Raw genomic sequence first — 17,104 nt, 5'->3', positions numbered from 1 at the left:
TACCCCGGCATGGGTGCGTTCTCGACCTCGCGGTCATGTGGGACGTTCCGGTCGGCTCGACAGGAGTGCAGGGTTCGAATCGCCGCTGTCCGCCCTCTGCTGCGCCACGTCGTCGGTTCGGGCCGGCGTTCCGTTCTCGCGGACGGAGGGAAGCGGAATGCCGTCAAGCGGGATGCCGTCCGCGGGAGCCCGTGCCGTTTCTCTTGACAGCCCGGTCCCCGCACTGGATTACTGGGCACACCGAATGTTCGGTCGGTTTCCGGCCAGGAGCGGGAGGTCGCAGGTGGCGAACGGTGCGCGGGCGGAGAGCGGACCCGTGGAGGCGATGCTCGGCGCCGACCGGGCCTCCAGTGCCCTCGGGATCGAACTGGTGGAGGGCGGCGCGGGGTTCGCCACCGTGCGGATGCGGGTGACCGGCGACATGGTCAACGGGCACGGCACCGCGCACGGCGGCCACCTCTTCCTGCTCGCCGACACCGCGTTCGCCTGCGCGTGCAACAGCCACGGCCCGGTGACGGTGGCTGCCGGCGCGGACATCACCTTCGTGGCGCCCGCATGGGAGGGCGACGAACTGCTGGCCGTCGCCCGGGAGCGCACTCGCTACGGCCGCAGCGGGCTCTACGACGTGACCGTGCTGCGCGGTGAGCAGGTGGTCGCGGAGTTCAGAGGCCGCAGCCGCACCACCACGCCTGTGAAGTGAACGGGGAGCAGCGATGACGGACGAACTGCTGGACGCCGGGGAGCGGCTGAGCGCGGAGGAACTGCGGCAGGTGCAGTTGGAGCGCCTCCAGGCCACCCTCCGGCACGCCTACCAGGACGTGGAGCTGTACCGGAAGAAGTTCGACGAGGCCGGTGTGCGGCCCGCGGACTGCCGAACTCTGGAGGACCTGGCGAAGTTCCCCTTCACCACCAAGTCCGATCTGCGTGACACGTATCCGTTCGGCATGTTCGGTGTGCCGATGGAGGACGTGCGGCGCATCCACGCCTCCAGCGGTTCGACGGGCCGCCCGACCGTGGTCGGCTACACCGAGCGGGACCTCGACACCTGGGCCGACCTGGTGGCCCGCTGCATCCGGGCGGCGGGTGGCCGACCCGGGCACAAGGTGCATGTCTCCTACGGATACGGGTTGTTCACGGGCGGCCTGGGGGCACATTACGGTGCCGAGCGCGCCGGGTGCACCGTCGTCCCGGCCTCGGGCGGGATGACGGCACGGCAGGTGCAGCTCATCCAGGATTTCCGGCCCGAGATCATCATGGTCACGCCCACGTACATGCTCACGCTGCTGGACGAGTTCGAGCGCCAGGGCATCGATCCGCGCGGCACCTCGCTGCGCGTGGGCATCTTCGGCGCCGAGCCGTGGACGGAGGCGATGCGGCGGGAGATCGAGGAGCGGTTCGACCTGCATGCGGTCGACATCTACGGGCTCTCGGAGGTGATGGGGCCGGGCGTCGCCCAGGAGTGCGTGGAGACCAAGGACGGCCTCCATCTGTGGGAGGACCACATCTACCCGGAGATCGTCGACCCGCTGGGGGAGGAGCCGCAGCCCTCCGGGGAGCCGGGCGAACTCGTGCTGACGACGCTGACGAAGGAGGCACTGCCGGTCATCCGCTACCGCACCCGCGATCTGACCAGGTTGCTGCCCGGCACCGCGCGCCCCGCTTTCCGCCGCATCAAGAAGATCACCGGCCGCAGCGACGACATGATCATCCTGCGTGGGGTCAACGTCTTCCCCAGCCAGATCGAGGAGATCGTGCTGGACCTCCCCGCAGTGGCCCCGCACTTCCAGCTCCAGCTCACCAGGCAGGGGCGGCTGGACCACCTCAGCGTGCTCGTGGAGGCCCGGCCTGCGGCCTCCCCGGCCGACCGCGCCGCGGCCGAGGCCGCGCTCGTACGCCGCGTCAAGGACAGCATCGGGGTGGCGGTGGAGGCCCGCGTGGTCGACCCGGAGACCATCGAGCGCTCCGTCGGGAAGTTCCGCCGGATCCGGGACCTGCGCGCCGAAGCGGGCAGTACGGCTCCGGCGTAGCGGTCCGCGAATGGTCCGGCGGATCGGGCGGCGCGGCCGCACGGCTGTAGACGTCACCGGCCCCGCCTGGAGCAACAGCTCGTTCTGCCGGGGCGAGGGTGTCGGGCCCGCCTCACCTCGCCGGGGGCTTCAGCAGCGTCTTGACCATGCCGTCCTCCTTGCGCTGGAAGGTGCCGTACGCCTCCGGTGCCTTCTCCAGCGGCAGGGAGTGCGTGGCGAAGTGGTCCACCCCCAGGGGGTCCTCATCCGTCAGCAGCGGGAGGATCTCGTCCACCCAGTGGCGCACGTTCGCCTGACCCATCCGCAGCTGGATCTGCTTGTCGAACAGCTTCAGCATCGGCAGCGGGTCGGCGGCGCCGCCGTAGACGCCCACGACCGAGACGGTGCCGCCGCGCCGCACGACGTCGAACGCCGCGTTCAGCGCTGTCAGCCGATCGACCCCGGCGCGCTGCATCATCCTGGCGCCCAGGGACTCCGGCAGCAGTCCGACGGCCTGGTGCGCGGCCCTGGCGACGGGGGCGCCGTGCGCCTCCATGCCGACGGCGTCGATGGCCGCGTCCGTGCCCCGGCCCTGTGTCAGCTCCCGCACGGCTGCGCCGAGGTCGTGGTGCTCGCGCAGGTCCAGGGTGTGGACACCGTGTGCGCGGGCGCGCTCCAGCCGCTCGGTCACCAGATCCACGCCGATCACCAGTTCGGCGCCCTGGTGCTGGGCGATGCGCGTCGCCATGTCCCCGATCGGCCCCAGGCCCAGTACGGTGACGCTGCCGCCGTGGGGGATGTCCGCGTAGGACACCGCCTGCCAGGCTGTGGGCAGCACGTCCGAGAGGTACACGAAGCGTTCGTCCGGGGGCCCGTCCGGCACCTTCACCGGCAGGTGGTTGCCGAACGGGACGCGCAGGAACTCGGCCTGCCCTCCCGGCACCTGGCCGTAGAGCTTGCTGAAGCCGAACAGGGCGGCCCCGCTGTGGTAGTCGTGCACCTGAGTGGTCTCGCACTGCGAGTGGAGGCCCTGACGGCACATCCAGCAGGTGCCGCAACTGACGTTGAACGGCACCACCACCCGGTCGCCGGGGGTGACCGCGGCCACCTCCGGGCCGACCTCCACGACCACTCCCATCGGCTCGTGCCCGAGGATGTCGCCCTCGCCCATGAACGGCCCGAGTACCTCGTACAGGTGTAGATCGGACCCGCAGATCCCGCTCGTGGTGATCTGTACGACGATGTCGTCCGGCTCGGTGATCTCCGGATCAGGCACGGTCTCGACACTCACATCGCGCCTGCCGTGGTAGGTCAGAGCCCTCATCGCTTCCTCCAGGACGTCTCCGGTACCGACCGGTACCAGCACCGCATCCATCACCCGGTCGGCGCTGACGGGCCCTGCCGGGCCCCTGCCGCCGGCACCGACAGGTCCGGGAGTGCGTTCACGGCTGGTCTCCTCCGGACGGGGAATGCCGCTACCCGGCGGTTCCCCGGCTCCGCCGTGTCACACCCCGCGCGGAACGGCGGGGACGGGCGAGAGGAAGCGGACTCGCCCGAGGGGGAGCGACCGAGGAGCAGGGCAGATGCAGGGCGGCGACAGGCTCGCCCCCGAGCAGTACGGCCCCCGGGAACTGATCCTCCCCCCGGCCTCCGGCCGGGAGGTGCACCCAGCGATCGCCGCCGAGGCCGCCGGGTGCGACTTCGTGGAGTTGAGCGACCACTACCACCCGTGGGACCCCAGGGGCTTCCTCCACTTCTGCGACGCGGAGTCGATCGGCCGTCTCAAGCAGCTCGCGGCCGGCTGAGCGCCGCCTTCCGCGCGGCGCGGAAACCGGTTGCGCCGTTCTGCGCGTTGCGCTGGGGTACGGGGGGAGACCTGCCGCACCTGCCGAAGGGAACACCCGTGGCCCGAGCCGTGACCCTGATCCGCTCCCGGAGCCTCTCCGACGTGGCCGAGTACGCGTACGCGGCAGCGGCGCCGCCCGACGCGCGCCTGATCTTCCTCGCGGGGGCCTGCCCGCTGGCGGACGACGGCACCGTCACCCCCGTCGGCGACTACGCGGGCCAGGCCGCCCGCGCGGTCGGGAACCTGCGCACCGCGCTGCACGAGGCGGGTGCCGACCTGGGGGATCTGATCAGCACCCGGGTCCTGGTGGCCTCCAGCAGCCAGGCCGACCTGGTGGCGGCCTGGGAGGTGTACCGGGACGCCGTGGGCGACCACGACGTGCCCAGCACACTGCTGGGCGTCACCGTGCTGGGGTATTCCGACCAGCTGGTCGAGATCGAGGCGGTGGCGGCGGTCCGGGACTGACAGTGAGGATGTGTGGTGGCTTCTCCGGTGGGTCTGACTCATGGACTGACAGTGCATCCCGGCACGGTCAGTCCGGAAGCCGGAACGGCACCGTCCGCCAGGGGCTGCGCGGCGCCCGCAGCAGCGCCCGGTGCGCCTCCAGCACCTCGGTGTACCAGGCGCCGAACCGCTCCTCGTCGAAGTGCAGACAGCGGCCCATCACGTAGGCCGCCGAGAACTCCGCCCAGGAGCGGTAGGTGCTCCGCACGCCGGTGCTGACCCGCTCGATCGCGTCGTACATCTCGGCGCGGGTCGCGTAGCGGGCCCCCCGCCCCCAGCGGGCCATCTTGGAGGCGCGGCCCAAGTCCCAGGCGGCGACGGTGCGGATCACCTCGTCCGGGCCGATCAGCCCGTCGGCGCGGAAGCGCGCCTCGTACCGCAGGACCTTGCCCACCAGTCCACGCAGGTCCGCCAGGAAGGCGTCGAAGTCCGGACCCTCGGGGGCCTCGACGGCCCGGCGCAGTGTCCCCTCCACACAGTCCCGCCACTGCCCGGCGTCCACCGGGCCCCGGCCGTGGTGCTCCTTCTCCAGGGCGAGGCGGGCCCCGAGCACGAAATCCCAGTACCAGGGGCTGACTTCGCACTCCAGCAGCCGCTGTTCGGTCTCCAGCCAGTCCTCCCGGCTCTCGACCCCCCAGTATTCCGCCAGCCGTTCGACCTCGTTGCTGTAGCCGGCGCCGTGCCAGTCCAGGGTGTTCCAGGGGTCCCCGTTGCCGAAGCACAGATGGGCACCGCACGCCAGACCGTGCAGCAGGGGGCCGGACTCCGGGGCTCCGGTCCGCCGGGTGACGAGGCGGCCGGTGAGCGCGTGCGGATCGAACAGTTCCTCGTGCAGCTCCGACCAGACCTCCCGCTCCTCCTCGTCCACCCGGAACAGCTCCTGGCAGGGTGTCGCGCCATTGACGACGAGCACCTCGACCTCGGGCGGCAGGATGTCGGCGAGGGTGCCCAGCGTGATGAACTCGAAGACCACGTACGGGTGCGGCCGGGGCAGCAGGCCGTCGGTGTAGACCTGGGCGACGGTGCGGGTGACGCCGTCCGAGCCGGTGATCTCACTGGTGACCGGCCGCCGTCCGGCGGGGTCGCGGACGGTCTGCTCGATCGGCATCGGGTGGTAGACGCCGTTCTCGGCGAGGGTGCGCAGGTAGGTGTAGCTCTCGTCGACCTCGTGCAGCTTGTACAGCCGCCGCTCCAGCTCGCCCGGGGCCTCCCAGTGCTCCGCTCCGTCGTGCTCGACGACCGGGAAGACGTCGTCGTGATCGTCCTGCTCGCCTACCGCGTACACCCTCGTGCCCCGTTCCCGGCCCGCCGGCTGACCCGCCGGGACCGCTGGTCATGATCGAACGGTCACGCTACCGCTCCCGCGCGCCCGGCCGGGCCCGCGGGGAGGAACCGGCGTCCGTGTGCACGCGCGGCGGCGGCCGGGCGGGCAGGGCGCCACGCCGTGCTCAGCCGGCCTCGTACCGGGGACGGCGGGCCAGCGCGCGCCGCCGCCGGTCGTCGGCGGCCAGCCGGGCCGTCTCCCGCAGGACGCCCACCCGGCCCCGGGCCAGCAGCCGGCCCACCGCGCCGAGCAGCCGCGGACCGGTGAGGAGGTCGCTCGGCTTCGCGCGGTGGTTGACCAGTTCGAAGAGGCTGTCGGCCGTACCCGCGCGGTGCATCCCCCGCAGCACCTCGGGCAGTACGGCGGGCAGCGGCGCCAGGCTGCCGATGTCGGTCGCGAACCAGTACGGCTCCACGAACTCCGCGTCCCGCCAGGCTCCCCAGCGTTGCAGCGCCGCGTCCAGTTCTCCCGTGCTCCGCGCGAGGTGTGCGGCCACGGTGCGCGCCAGTTCGTCGGCCTGCAGGAAGGCGTCGCCGATTCCGCGTCCGGCGGTGGGGTCCTTGAAGTGCCCCGCGTCCCCGACCAGCACCCAGCCGGGCCCGGCCGGTTCGCGGAAGTAGCCCTTCCAGTGCGTCATCCCGCGCGGCTCGCCCACCGGCCGGGCGCCGGCCAGCGCCTCGGCGACGGGTTCGGCGGCTCGCGCGTACTCCAGCAGACTGCCGGGCAGCCCGGCGCGGAACGCGCGCAGCCGCGCCGGGTCCACGCCCACCTGCACCTGGTAGAGCCCGTCGTCGGTGGGGCAGCCGAGCACGACGCGGTCGGCCCAGCGGTGGAAGACGAAGGTCGGTTCCACACCGGCCGCCGCTCCGGTGAAGTAGCCCCAGAAGAGCGCGAACTGGTTGGGCGTCACGTGGTAGGGGCGGGCGCCGGCCCGCCGCGCGACCGTGGAGGACCGGCCGTCGGCGCCCACCACCAGCCGGGCCCGCAGCACCCGTTCGCGTGCCGTGCCGTCCCGGGTCTCCCCGCCCCCCGTGGCCGGGGAGACCCGCACGCCCGCCACCCTGCCGTCCTCGTCCCTGACCAGGTCGGTGACCGCTGTCCCGGTGGCCACTTCCGCCCCCGCGGTGCGGGCCGCGTCGACGAGCACGGGGTCGAGCCGGAAGCGGCGCACCGACATCACTCCGCCCGGGTCGCCCCGGCGCACCGGCCAGGTGGCGGGCCAGCGCAGGTCGCCCACGCGGGCGTCGGCCCGCGCGATCAACGGGGCGCCGGTGGCGCGCAGCTCCGCGAGGACACCGAGGTCCGCCAGGAAGGCCAGCGCGTCCGCCTCGAAGATGTGGGTCGAGGGTGTGTCACCGCCCGGCTCCGCCTTCTCCACCAGGCACACCTCGAACCCCCGCCGGGCGAGCAGCGCCGCCAGCGGCGCCCCCGCGCACCGTGCGCCGACCACGATCACGTCGTACCGCTCGTCACCGCTGCTCATCGCTGCCGCCGCCCCTTGTCGGAGTGCCAGGCAGGCCGTAGCCTGCGATAACCTAGTTCTTGCTAGGTTACCGGTCCCAGGCTAAACCTAAGGAACGCTAGGTTGTCAACAGCGCACCCCCGCAAGCGCATGAGCGCCCAGCAGCGCCGCACCGTCATCGAGGAGGCCGCAACCGAGGTCTTCGCCGCGCACGGCTACCAGCGGGCCTCCATGGACGAGATCGCCCGGCGCTCCGGCGTCTCGGTCCCCGTGGTCTACGACCACTTCCCCTCCAAGCGGGAACTCCACCGCCGCCTGTTGGAGCGGCACTTCGCCGAGCTCCGTGAGCTGTGGCGCGAGCGGCTGCCAGCCCCCGGCGGCGCCGCCGGTGAACTGGGCACCCAGGAGGTGGCGCGCGCCTTCGACGCCTGGTTCGGCTACATCGAGACCCACCCCTACGCCTGGCGGATGCTCTTCCGCGACACCACCGGGGACGAGGAAGTGCGCGCCGACCACCGGGCCGTCGTCGACGGCAGCCGCGAGGCCCTGCTTCCCTTCTTCGCCCGGCTCGTCGGCATCCCCCTCGACACCGCCCCCGGCGAGGACGCCCGTGTCGAGGCCGAACTGGCCTGGGAGGTGTGCCGCAGCGTGCTCCAGGGGCTGGCTCTGTGGTGGCTCGACCGGCCCGAGATCCCCCGTGCGCGGGTCGTGTCGGCGGCGGTGGACGCCGTGTGGACCGGTCTGGAGCGCTCCCGTCTCACCCGGATGCGCTCCTGAGCGTTCACCGTCCGGCGTGGCAGGATGGAACTGCCGTGCAGATCCGGTCGGTTGCGGCGGGCGCGCCGCACACGAGGAGGGGGCAGGATGAGCAGTCTCAACAAAGGGCTCGACAAGGTGGAGGTCACTCTCAAGTGGGACCCCAGTCCGCTGGGTGAGCCCGAGCACGACCTCGACATAGTGGCTGCCACCTACACCGCCGACGCACCCTACGGCGAGCCCGCCTACCTGGTGCACTTCGACAGCCGCGCCCCGGACGGCACCATCATCCTGAACCGGGACAGCAAGACCGGCCAGGGCTTCGGCTCCGACGAGGTGCTCACCCTCGAACTGGACCGGCTCTCCGAGGAGTACGTGCGGGTCGTGGTGGGTGTCGCCATCCAGCAGGGCGAGGGGCACAAGACGTTCGCGCAGGTCCCCAACACGGCCGTGCAGGTCAAGGAGGGCTACGAGGAGCTGTCCCAGGACGACTTCTCCGGCGTCCCGGACGCGACCGCGGCCACCGTCGCCGAGTTCGCCCGGGGCGGGACGGGGGAGTGGCACCACACGCCGGTGCTGCGCGGCTACCAGGGCGCCCCCGAGGAGTTCGCCTCCCGGATGGGCATCCCGGAGCAGCGCGGCTCCTGACAGCGGAGGCGGGCGGCGCCGGGGATCCCGGCACCGCCCGCCCGGCCGCTCGTGCCCCGGCCGTCGCGCTGCTGCTACAGCTCCTTGATCCGCACGTTCCGGTACGAGACCACGTCCGTCGTGCTGTGGACCTGGAGGCCCACATAGCCCGAGGCGTAGCGGCGCCCGTCGGTACCCGGGTCGTCGGAGCGCGGCGGTTCGAATACCTGTCCGCGGTCGTTGTCGAACTCGTTGATCAGCGTGCCGTTGCGGTAGATCTCGTAGTGCTGGCCCACCACCCGGATCTCGTAGTCGTTCCAGGTGCCCTTCGGGGTGACGCCCGCGCCCGCCAGGCCGACGCGGTCGAACCCGTAGACGGAGCCGGTCTTGTACATGTCCCCGTCGGGGCGGTCCAGGATCTGCAGCTCATGGCCGTACTTGATGGCCACCCACTCCGGCCGCGACTCCTCCGGGTGGTCGTGCACGTCGGGGAAGCGGGCGAAGACCCCGCTGTTGGCCCGGCCGTCCCCCGGCGCGTCGTCACGGAACTGGAGCTTCAGCGAGAAGTCGCCGTACTTGCGCTTCGGGTACCACAGCATTCCCATGCCCTCGACCGAGCTGTCGCTGGTCATGCTGCCGTCGTCGTTGAGCCCGAACTTTCCGCCGCCGACCTGCTCCCAGTCGGCGAAGGACTCCTCGCTGCCGTCGAACAGGTCGCGGTAGCCGGTCTCCTGACCCGGTGTCCCGATCCCGGAGCGCTTGGCGGCGCGGTTGATCAGCTTCTGCTCGCGGGGTACGAGCACCCCCTCCTTGACCAGCCCCTCGGTGACCCCGCGCACGTGCTTGAGGAACAGCGCCTGGGACGTCCACTCCTTCTCGTCCTCGATCAGCTCGTTGACGGTGCAGCGGCGCTTCGTCATGCGGTTGGGCACCCCGGTGTCCACGGTGCCGACGATCACCGTCTCCCGCTCGTCGTACTCCGGGCAGGCCGGCGCCGGAACCCCGCCGCCCGCCACGATCCGGAACGACAGCCGCTGCGGCTCCGAGACGTTGCCCGCCTTGTCGGCCGCGCGGTAGGTGACGGCGTGATACCCGGCCCGGTCGAGAACCAGCGGCTCGGCGTAGTCGACGTAGGGGGCGCCGTCCAGCGAGTACTCGATCCTCTCGACCCCGGACTTGTCGTCCGCGGCCGTCACGGTGACCGTCGCCCGGCCGATGAAGTGGCCGTCCGAGTTCTTGCTGCCCTCGGCGCTGCCCTGGGCTGTCGGCGGGGTGGTGTCCTCGTCCGGCGGTTCGACGACGGTGAAGTCGACCGACTTCTCCTCCGCCGGATTCCCGGCCTTGTCCTCGGCCCGGTAGCGGACGGTGTGCTCGCCGGCGTCGGCCACCGTCACCGGCGCCGTGTAGGGCTGGAAGCCGCCGCCGTCCAGGGCGTACTCGATGCTTTCGACGCCCGAGTCCGCGTCCGAGGCCGTGACCGTGACCGTCGCGCTGCCCAGGTAGTTGCCGTCCTCGTCCTGGTCGCCCTCGACCGCGGCGGAGGTCTCGGGCGGCGTGCTGTCCTCACCCGGATCGTCCCCGGTCACCACCAGGGTTCCGGTCATCTGCTGATGCCCGGGGATGGTGCAGTGGTACTTGTAGGTCCCCGGGGTCAGGGTGACCTCCGCGGTGTGCTTCCCGCCTTCGGAGTCGTTGGGCGAGGCCAGGATGTTGAGGTCCACGTCCTGGTTGTGGTCCGGGTCGGAGGTGACGAAGGTGAGGGTGTGCGACATACCGGTGGTGTTGCCGGTGGCCTCGCTGTTCTCGAAGACGATCGTCGCCTTGCCCGCCACCGCGGTCGAGGGCGCCGAGGCGTACTTCGTCATGTCGTCGTTCGCCGTCCAGGTCAGCACCTGCGCGTCGGCGGCCGGGCCGCTCTGCCCCGTGCTCCGGGCGCCGGCCAGGGCCGTGCCCTGTCCCCACGCCGTACCGGAGGTCAGGCCGAGCACCATCACCAGGGCTCCCAGCAGGGCCGTCACCAACCGGTGCCGCTCGCGTCTCCCGCGGCGCCCAGCTCGCACGCTCGCCCTCATCGGACCGTCTCCTTCCGCAGCGCCGGTTCGGCCATGTCCTCCGGGCTCGGTGTCGGCTCGCCGCCCTTGTACGTCACCCGCCACAGCGCGGACTTGTCGTCGGAGGTGAAGAACCCGCGCCCGTAGTCGAGGACGTACAGCGCACCGTCGGGTCCGAACTTCCAGTCCATGAGATTGCGGATGCCGCCCTTGCCGACGGGGACGATGCCGTCCAGGCTCTCGGCGTGGTCGGGCTGCGCGCCCACGGTGTCGCCCTTCGGCATCACCAGCGCGTGCCGCGGCTGGTCGCCGTCGTAGAAGTCGCCCACGAACCACTTGCCGTCCCAGTACGAGGGCCACTTGCCCTCCGCCGGGTTGTCCGCGTCGAACCGGTAGAGCGGTCCGTTCATCGCCGCCTGGCCGCCGCCCTTCAGCCAGGGGAGGGTGAGCTGCTGCTCGTCCTCCTGGTAGCTGGGGACGCCGTTCTCGTCGCGGGGGAAGTCCGGCCCGCCGCCCTGCGGCGCGTACCAGATGTTGTTCCCGCGGGCCGGCGGGATGTTGACCAGGCCGTCGTTGTTGGGCGACTCGTTCTTCAGATGGTCGCAGTCGTACCAGCCCAGCGGCTTGCTCGGGTCGGGCAGGTTGCGGTCCCGGTAGGGCTGCTCGTTGCCCATGCAGTACGGCCAGCCCTGGTTGCCCGCGCTGGTGATCCTGGCGAAGGTGTCGTACTTGGCCGGGCCCCAGGTCGGGCTCGGGGACTGCGCGTCGGGGCCGACCCAGCCCGCGTAGAGCGTGTCGGTCTCCTTGTCGACGGCGATCCGTGCCGGGTTGCGGACCCCCATCACATAGATCTCGCCCCGGGTCTTGCCGCCGCCCTCCTCGGTCTCCTCGCCGGTGAACAGGTTGTCCTCGGGGAGGGTGTAGGTGCCGTCGTCCTCGGGGTGGATGCGCAGGATCTTGCCGTTGAGGTTGTTGGTGTTGCCCGCCGTGCGGCGCGCGTCGGCGAACGAGACCCCCTTGAAGTTCGGCTCCGGGTTGTTCCCCGAGTAGCCGTCGCTGTACTGCGAGGAGTTGTTGTCACCCGTGGCGATGTAGAGGTTGTCCTCGGAGTCCCAGGCCATGCCGCCGCCCGCGTGGCAGCAGCTGTGGATCTGCACCGGCCACTCGAGCAGCACCTTCTCCGAGCCCAGGTCCAGTTTGCCGGTCCCCTGGTCCAGCGTGAAGCGGGAGACGCGCCGCTTCGCCATGTGCGTGTCGCGGTTGATCTCGCTGTGCGGCGTGTAGTGCAGGTAGACCCAGCCGTTGCGGGCGAAGTCCGGGTCCAGTTCGATGCCGAGCAGCCCCTCCTCGTTCTTGACCAGTTCGCCGCCGCCGCCCTTGTTGCCGAAGACCGTCAGTTCGCCCGCCAGGGTGACCTGTTCCGTCTTCGGGTCCCAGATGTGCACCTGGCCCTTGCCCTTGCCGATGTCGGGGTCGTCCCAGTCGGTGACCACCGGCTGGGAGGCGTCGCCGCCGCCGCGTCCGATGTAGAAGACCCGGCCGTCCTTCGCGGTGACCACGCCGTGCGGCTCGCCGATCTGGTCGGACTGCCCGGGCTGGTTGGGCTCGGTGAGCCGCTTCGCCTCGTAGTTGGCGGAGATGGCCGCCTGGCAGTCGGCGCGCGCCAGCCGCGTCGTCCACATCAGGGCGCCCCGCAGATGGGTGCGGAAGTCGGTCTCGGCGAAGCCGGCCGAGGTCCCGCCCATGGACGTGTAGAACGAGCGTCCGCCGTCGTAGTCGCGGCACCAGGAGACCGGGTGGTCCCAGCCGCCGGCGTCCGCGCCGCCGTCGTAGGTGGTGGTGCGCAGCCGTGCGACGGTGTGTACCTTCCCGGAGGGGTTCTCCCGCCAGTTGAGCCACCTGTCGGGACGCTTCCACTCGACGGGCAGATCCTTGGTCGCAGGGTGCTGCCGGTCGCCGACCTCGACGGTGGCCCGCTGCACCTTCGAGGGGCTGTGCTCGGCCGGGCGGGCGCCGATCAGCCCGGTGAACCACTCCGAGTACGGCTCGGCACGCGCGGCGTCGTGGACGCCGAGGAAGCCGCCGCCCGCCTCCATGAAGCTCTCCAGGCCGGCCTCCTGCGCCGGGTCGAGCACGTCGCCGTCGCCGGTCAGGAAGACCACGGCGTTGAAGCGGCCGAGCCGCGGCTTGGTGAAGATCGCCGGATCGTCGGTCGCGCGGATGGTGAAGTGCTCCTGGGCCGGGCCCTGCTGTCCGATCTTCTCGATGGCCTCGATCGCGGCGTCGACGGTGGGGGACTCCTCGCCCGTCGCGCCGTGGAAGACCAGGACCCGGACGTCCTCACCGCCCGGGGGGCTCGGCAGCGCCAGCTTGGGCGCGGGCGCTCCCGGCGGTGGTGCCGCCAGCGCGGGTGCGCCGAGCAGACCGGCGGCGAGCGCGCCCGCCAGCAGCGCGGCGATCCTCCTGCGTCGGGGTCTCGCCCGTTTTGGGTGCGGTTGGAGCCGCATGCGTGATCCACCCCTCTTCTGTCACCGAAACGTGGCAGAAGCTAGACCTCTTTCGGCGGTTCGCCAAGAGCTATGACCGTAATCCGACGAACTTTGTCCTGAGTGTGGATAAACGCTGTCTCCGGCGCTACCGTCCCCTGCAACTCGCATTGCGCGGCGCACCGTTCAACACTCCATTGGCCACACGCCCCCGGGGGAGACCGAGAACGATGACCCGAGAAACCCGAAGCTCCGGCACCCACACCCGCCGCACCTTCAGCAGAGGCCTGCTGGCCTCGGGCGCCGTCGCCGCGGTCGGCGGGAGCGCGCTGACCGCGGCCGCCCCCTCGGCGCAGGCGGCACCGGCCCGCTCCGCGGCGATCCGCCGCGCGGGCAAGGGCGGTGAGACCCGGCGGATGAAGATGTACGTGGAGAAGCTCCCCGACGGCAGGATGGGCTACGGCCTGGAGAAGGGGAAGGCCACCGTCCCCGGGCCGCTGATCGAACTCGTCGAAGGCGACACCCTGCACGTCGAGTTCGAGAACACCATGGACGTCGCGGCCAGCCTCCACCCGCACGGTGTGGACTACGACATCGCCAGCGACGGCACCAGGATGAACAAGAGCCATGTCGAGCCGGGGGGCAAGCGCACCTACACCTGGCGCACCCACGCGCCCGGCCGCCGCAAGGACGGCACCTGGCGTCCCGGCAGCGCCGGATACTGGCATTACCACGACCACGTCGTCGGCACCGACCACGGCACCGGGGGGATCCGCAACGGCCTCTACGGCCCGGTCGTCGTACGCCGCGAGGGCGACATACTGCCCGACCCCGACCGCCAGTTCACCATCGTCTTCAACGACATGACCATCAACAACCTCGACAAGGGCCCCGACTTCGAGGCCACCGTGGGAGACCGCGTCGAGATCATCATGATCACGCACGGTGAGTACTACCACACGTTCCACATGCACGCCCACCGCTGGGCCGACAACCGCACCGGCATGCTGGCGGGCCCGGACGACACCAGCCCGGTCGTCGACAACAAGATCACCGGCCCCGGGGACTCCTTCGGCTTCCAGATCCTGGCCGGGGAGGGCTCCGGAGCGGGCGCGTGGATGTACCACTGCCACGTCCAGAGCCACTCCGACATGGGGATGGCGGGGCTGCTGCTCGTCGCCAAACCCGACGGCACCGTGCCCGGCCACGACGGCCACGGCTGACAGCGCCCACCCCGGCCGTGGTATCGTGAAGACGTTGCAGTTTTGGTACCCATACGTGTGCGCGCCTGAGCTTTGTGGCTCGGGCGCGTTCTGTTTTCCGGAGCTTCTCTGGATGGGGGTCATTGCGGCGACGCGGAGCGCACGAGGTGTGCGCTCCCAGCCACCCTGAAGGAGAAGAAAATGGCATCCGGCACCGTGAAGTGGTTCAACTCGGAAAAGGGCTTCGGGTTCATCGAGCAGGACGGCGGCGGCGCCGACGTCTTCGCGCACTACTCGAACATCAACGCCCAGGGCTTCCGTGAGCTGCAGGAGGGCCAGAAGGTGAACTTCGACGTCACCCAGGGCCAGAAGGGCCCCCAGGCGGAGAACATCACCCCCGCCTGACACCTGCCGCGCAGGACGCTCGCAGGGCCCGCACCGACGAGGTGCGGGCCCTGCGCCGCTTCCGGCCCCGGGGCGCGTCCGCGAGTTGCTCCCGGGGCCGGCATGAGGCCACCGCACCGCCGGTTTCCGGCGGCCGCGGGCCGTATGGCGTCAGGGCAGCAGCCAGGCGGCGACGCCGGACTGGAGCAGCACCAGCAGGCAGACCGCCAGCAGGAGCAGCAGGCTCCAGGCCACGACCTTGCGGAAGAGGACGGCCTCCTTGCCGAGCAGCCCCACGGCGGTCGCCGCGATCGTCAGGTTCTGCGGGCTGATCATCTTGCCGACCACGCCGCCGGAGGTGTTCGCGGCGACCAGCAGCGTCGGATCCAGGCCCGCCCGCTCGGCCGCGGTCTGCTGAAGCGTGGCGAACAGGGCGTTGGCCGAGGTGTCCGAGCCCGTGACGGCCGTACCCAGCCAGCCCAGGAGCGGTGAGAGGAACGCGAAGGCGGCGCCCGCCCCCGCGATCCAGGTGCCGATGGTGATCGTCTGGCCGGAGAGGTTCATCACATACGCCAGGGCCAGCACCGACCCCACCGTGAGCAGCGCCCAGCGCAGCGTCACCACCGTCCGCACGAACTCGCGTACCGCGTCCCGCGCCCCCACCCGGTACACGGCGGCCACCAGTACCCCGCACAGCACGAGCAGTGAGCCGGGCGAGGAGAGCCAGGGGAAGACGTAGACGGTGGCCGAGGACTGCTCCCCGGAGGCCGTCAGCACCTCCCCGTCCAGCCCCGGCCACGGCACCCGCACATCGCTGCCCGCGAGGAACGTCTCGGCGGGGTCCCACAGCTTGGCGACGGAGAAGACCGCGATGACCACGAGGTAGGGCAGGAAGGCGAGCCCGATCCGGGCCCGGGACAGCTCCCCGTCGGGCCGTTCCGCCGCGCCGGGCCGTTCCGCCGCGCCGAGTGGCTGCTCCCCGCCCGCCTCTCGGTGCTCGCGAACGGCAGCCGACCGCAGGTCCTCCCGGACCCGTGCTCCCTCGACCGGACGCCAGAAGCGGAGGAAGGCGACCACGGCCCCCAGCGCCACCAGCGCGGCGACGATGTCCGTCAGCTCCACCGAGAGGTAGTTGGAGCTCGCGAACTGCGCCACGGCGAACGCGCCTCCGCACACCAGGGCGGCCGGCCAGGTCTGCCGCACCCCCCGCACCCCGTCCACCAGCGCCACCAGCAGCAGGGGCACGAACAGCGCCAGCAGCGGTGTCTGGCGGCCCACACAGGCCCCGATGTCGGCGGGGTCGATGCCGGTGAGGGACCCCGCCGTGATGATCGGCGTCCCGATCGCGCCGAACGCCACCGGCGCGGTGTTGGCCACCAGTACCGTGACGGCCGCCCGCACCGGCGAGAAACCCAGCGCCATCAGCATCACACCGGTGATCGCCACCGGCGCGCCGAACCCGGCCAGCGCCTCCAGCAGCGCGCCGAAGCAGAACGCGATGATGAGCGCCTGGACCCGCGGATCGTCACTGACCAGGTTGAACGCGCGGCGCAGATCCGCGAACCGGCCGCTGGTGACGGTGAGCTGGTGCACCCACAGGGCAGCCAGCACGATCCACATGATCGGGAACAGCCCGAAGGCGGCACCCTGGGTGCCCGCGAGCAACGCCAGATGCACCGGCATGCCGTAGGCCCACACGGCCACCACCAGCGACACGCCCAGCGCGGCCGGCCCCGACCAGTGGGCCTTCAGCCGCAGACCGCCCAGCAGGGCGAACAGGATGAGCAGGGGCAACGCTCCCACCAGTGCGGACAGCGCGAGGCTGTCGGCCACGGGGGAGAGATCGGGCCGGTACATCTCCCACCTTCGCCCTCGCAGGCATGCGTTCCGGAACCGCGGGTCAACCGTGTCGAACTGATCGTTCCGCAAGGTTGGTTCCGGAACAGGCCGCTGTCCAGAGGTCCGGCATGATGAACACATGCCCCGACGCAAACCCGCCCGTCCAGCACACCCCCCGGCTGCCATCGACCGCTCGGGTCCCGGCCGCCACGCGCCCGCCGTCTGCCCCTGCGGAGCGGCCCGCTACGCGGTGTGCTGCGGCCGCTTCCACCGCGGCGAGGCGGTGCCCGCCACCGCGGAGGAGCTGATGCGCTCCCGCTACGCCGCCTTCGCGCTGGCGGACACCGCCTACCTGCTGCGCACCTGGCACCCGGACACCCGTCCCGCGCACCTGGACCTGTCCGGCGCGCCGCGCTGGACGGGGCTGGAGATCCTCGCCGCCTCCGGGGGCAGCGCCTTCCACCGCGAGGGGACGGTCACCTTCCGCGCCCACCACCGCGGGGCCGACGGCGTTTCCGGAACGCAGCAGGAGCGCAGCCGGTTCGTGCGGGTGGACGGCGCCTGGCGCTATCTGGACGGCGCCGTGGACTGAACCCGGACGGTGCGGTGGGACCGGG

General features: G+C 71.5%; 15 protein-coding genes. 9 read left to right on the top strand and 6 right to left on the bottom strand.

Annotated features, from left to right (window positions below; translation table 11 throughout):
* Positions 1-325: 325 nt before the first annotated feature.
* Positions 326-700, top strand: coding sequence for a hydroxyphenylacetyl-CoA thioesterase PaaI (paaI, locus tag ACFYNS_RS06600; protein WP_360290594.1), 375 nt, complete (start codon positions 326-328; stop codon positions 698-700).
* A 13-nt stretch (positions 701-713) separates the two neighbouring features.
* The gene (gene paaK, locus ACFYNS_RS06595) at positions 714-2,027 is read left to right on the top strand and encodes a phenylacetate--CoA ligase PaaK (protein WP_388601204.1); all 1,314 of its coding nucleotides are present in this window, start codon (positions 714-716) and stop codon (positions 2,025-2,027) included.
* A 112-nt stretch (positions 2,028-2,139) separates the two neighbouring features.
* On the opposite strand, the gene ACFYNS_RS06590 is transcribed toward paaK, so the two are convergent.
* Complete coding sequence (locus ACFYNS_RS06590; RefSeq protein WP_360290566.1) at positions 2,140-3,330, bottom strand: alcohol dehydrogenase catalytic domain-containing protein; 1,191 nt, start codon at positions 3,328-3,330, stop codon at positions 2,140-2,142.
* A gap of 259 nt (positions 3,331-3,589) precedes the next feature.
* Here ACFYNS_RS06590 and ACFYNS_RS06585 point away from each other — a divergent pair, with 259 nt between their 5' ends.
* Both ACFYNS_RS06585 and ACFYNS_RS06580 read left to right on the top strand, forming a co-directional pair.
* Entirely contained in the window at positions 3,590-3,811 is a 222-nt protein-coding gene (locus ACFYNS_RS06585) for a hypothetical protein (protein ID WP_360290596.1), read from the top strand.
* A 98-nt stretch (positions 3,812-3,909) separates the two neighbouring features.
* A complete protein-coding gene (locus ACFYNS_RS06580) occupies positions 3,910-4,317 on the top strand; it encodes a RidA family protein (protein ID WP_360290568.1) in 408 nt (135 codons plus the stop codon).
* Between the two features lie 67 nt (positions 4,318-4,384).
* Here ACFYNS_RS06580 and ACFYNS_RS06575 read toward each other — a convergent pair whose 3' ends face one another.
* On the bottom strand, positions 4,385-5,641 hold the full coding sequence (locus ACFYNS_RS06575) for a DUF1266 domain-containing protein (protein ID WP_388601202.1): 1,257 nt from the start codon (positions 5,639-5,641) through the stop codon (positions 4,385-4,387).
* Positions 5,642-5,804: 163 nt separating this feature from the next.
* Positions 5,805-7,163: an NAD(P)/FAD-dependent oxidoreductase gene (locus ACFYNS_RS06570; protein WP_388601200.1), complete on the bottom strand. Its 1,359-nt coding sequence runs from the start codon at positions 7,161-7,163 to the stop codon at positions 5,805-5,807.
* Positions 7,164-7,265: 102 nt separating this feature from the next.
* On the opposite strand from ACFYNS_RS06570, the gene ACFYNS_RS06565 reads away from it, so the two are divergent.
* Together ACFYNS_RS06565 and ACFYNS_RS06560 are read left to right on the top strand one after the other, a co-directional pair.
* Positions 7,266-7,919, top strand: coding sequence for a TetR/AcrR family transcriptional regulator (locus ACFYNS_RS06565; protein WP_360290574.1), 654 nt, complete (start codon positions 7,266-7,268; stop codon positions 7,917-7,919).
* Between the two features lie 87 nt (positions 7,920-8,006).
* Positions 8,007-8,546: a TerD family protein gene (locus ACFYNS_RS06560; RefSeq protein ID WP_019357890.1), complete on the top strand. Its 540-nt coding sequence runs from the start codon at positions 8,007-8,009 to the stop codon at positions 8,544-8,546.
* Positions 8,547-8,620: 74 nt separating this feature from the next.
* On the opposite strand, the gene ACFYNS_RS06555 is transcribed toward ACFYNS_RS06560, so the two are convergent.
* Both ACFYNS_RS06555 and ACFYNS_RS06550 read right to left on the bottom strand, forming a co-directional pair.
* On the bottom strand, positions 8,621-10,597 hold the full coding sequence (locus tag ACFYNS_RS06555) for an OmpL47-type beta-barrel domain-containing protein (protein ID WP_360290576.1): 1,977 nt from the start codon (positions 10,595-10,597) through the stop codon (positions 8,621-8,623).
* Positions 10,594-13,083, bottom strand: a complete 2,490-nt coding sequence (locus ACFYNS_RS06550; RefSeq protein ID WP_388601197.1) for a ThuA domain-containing protein — start codon at positions 13,081-13,083, stop codon at positions 10,594-10,596. The genes ACFYNS_RS06555 and ACFYNS_RS06550 overlap by 4 nt, the downstream gene beginning before the upstream one ends.
* A 209-nt stretch (positions 13,084-13,292) precedes the next feature.
* On the opposite strand from ACFYNS_RS06550, the gene ACFYNS_RS06545 reads away from it, so the two are divergent.
* Both ACFYNS_RS06545 and ACFYNS_RS06540 read left to right on the top strand, forming a co-directional pair.
* Positions 13,293-14,285 carry a multicopper oxidase domain-containing protein gene (locus ACFYNS_RS06545; protein WP_360290580.1) on the top strand — a complete coding sequence of 331 codons (993 nt, stop codon included), beginning with the start codon at positions 13,293-13,295 and terminating at the stop codon, positions 14,283-14,285.
* Positions 14,286-14,465: 180 nt separating this feature from the next.
* Positions 14,466-14,669 (top strand): cold-shock protein, encoded by a 204-nt coding sequence (locus tag ACFYNS_RS06540; protein ID WP_019357886.1) that lies wholly within the window; start codon positions 14,466-14,468, stop codon positions 14,667-14,669.
* A 150-nt stretch (positions 14,670-14,819) separates the two neighbouring features.
* On the opposite strand, the gene ACFYNS_RS06535 is transcribed toward ACFYNS_RS06540, so the two are convergent.
* Positions 14,820-16,505, bottom strand: coding sequence for an L-lactate permease (locus ACFYNS_RS06535; protein ID WP_388601195.1), 1,686 nt, complete (start codon positions 16,503-16,505; stop codon positions 14,820-14,822).
* Between the two features lie 121 nt (positions 16,506-16,626).
* Here ACFYNS_RS06535 and ACFYNS_RS06530 point away from each other — a divergent pair, with 121 nt between their 5' ends.
* Positions 16,627-17,079 (top strand): YchJ family protein, encoded by a 453-nt coding sequence (locus ACFYNS_RS06530; protein ID WP_388601193.1) that lies wholly within the window; start codon positions 16,627-16,629, stop codon positions 17,077-17,079.
* The last annotated feature ends 25 nt before the right edge of the window (positions 17,080-17,104 follow it).

The sequence above is a fragment of the Streptomyces sp. NPDC006925 genome (assembly GCF_042869575.1).
Taxonomy (GTDB): Bacteria; Actinomycetota; Actinomycetes; order Streptomycetales; family Streptomycetaceae; genus Streptomyces.
The sequence above is the reverse complement of the archived record's forward strand: the minus strand, read 5'-3'. Positions and strand labels throughout refer to the sequence as shown.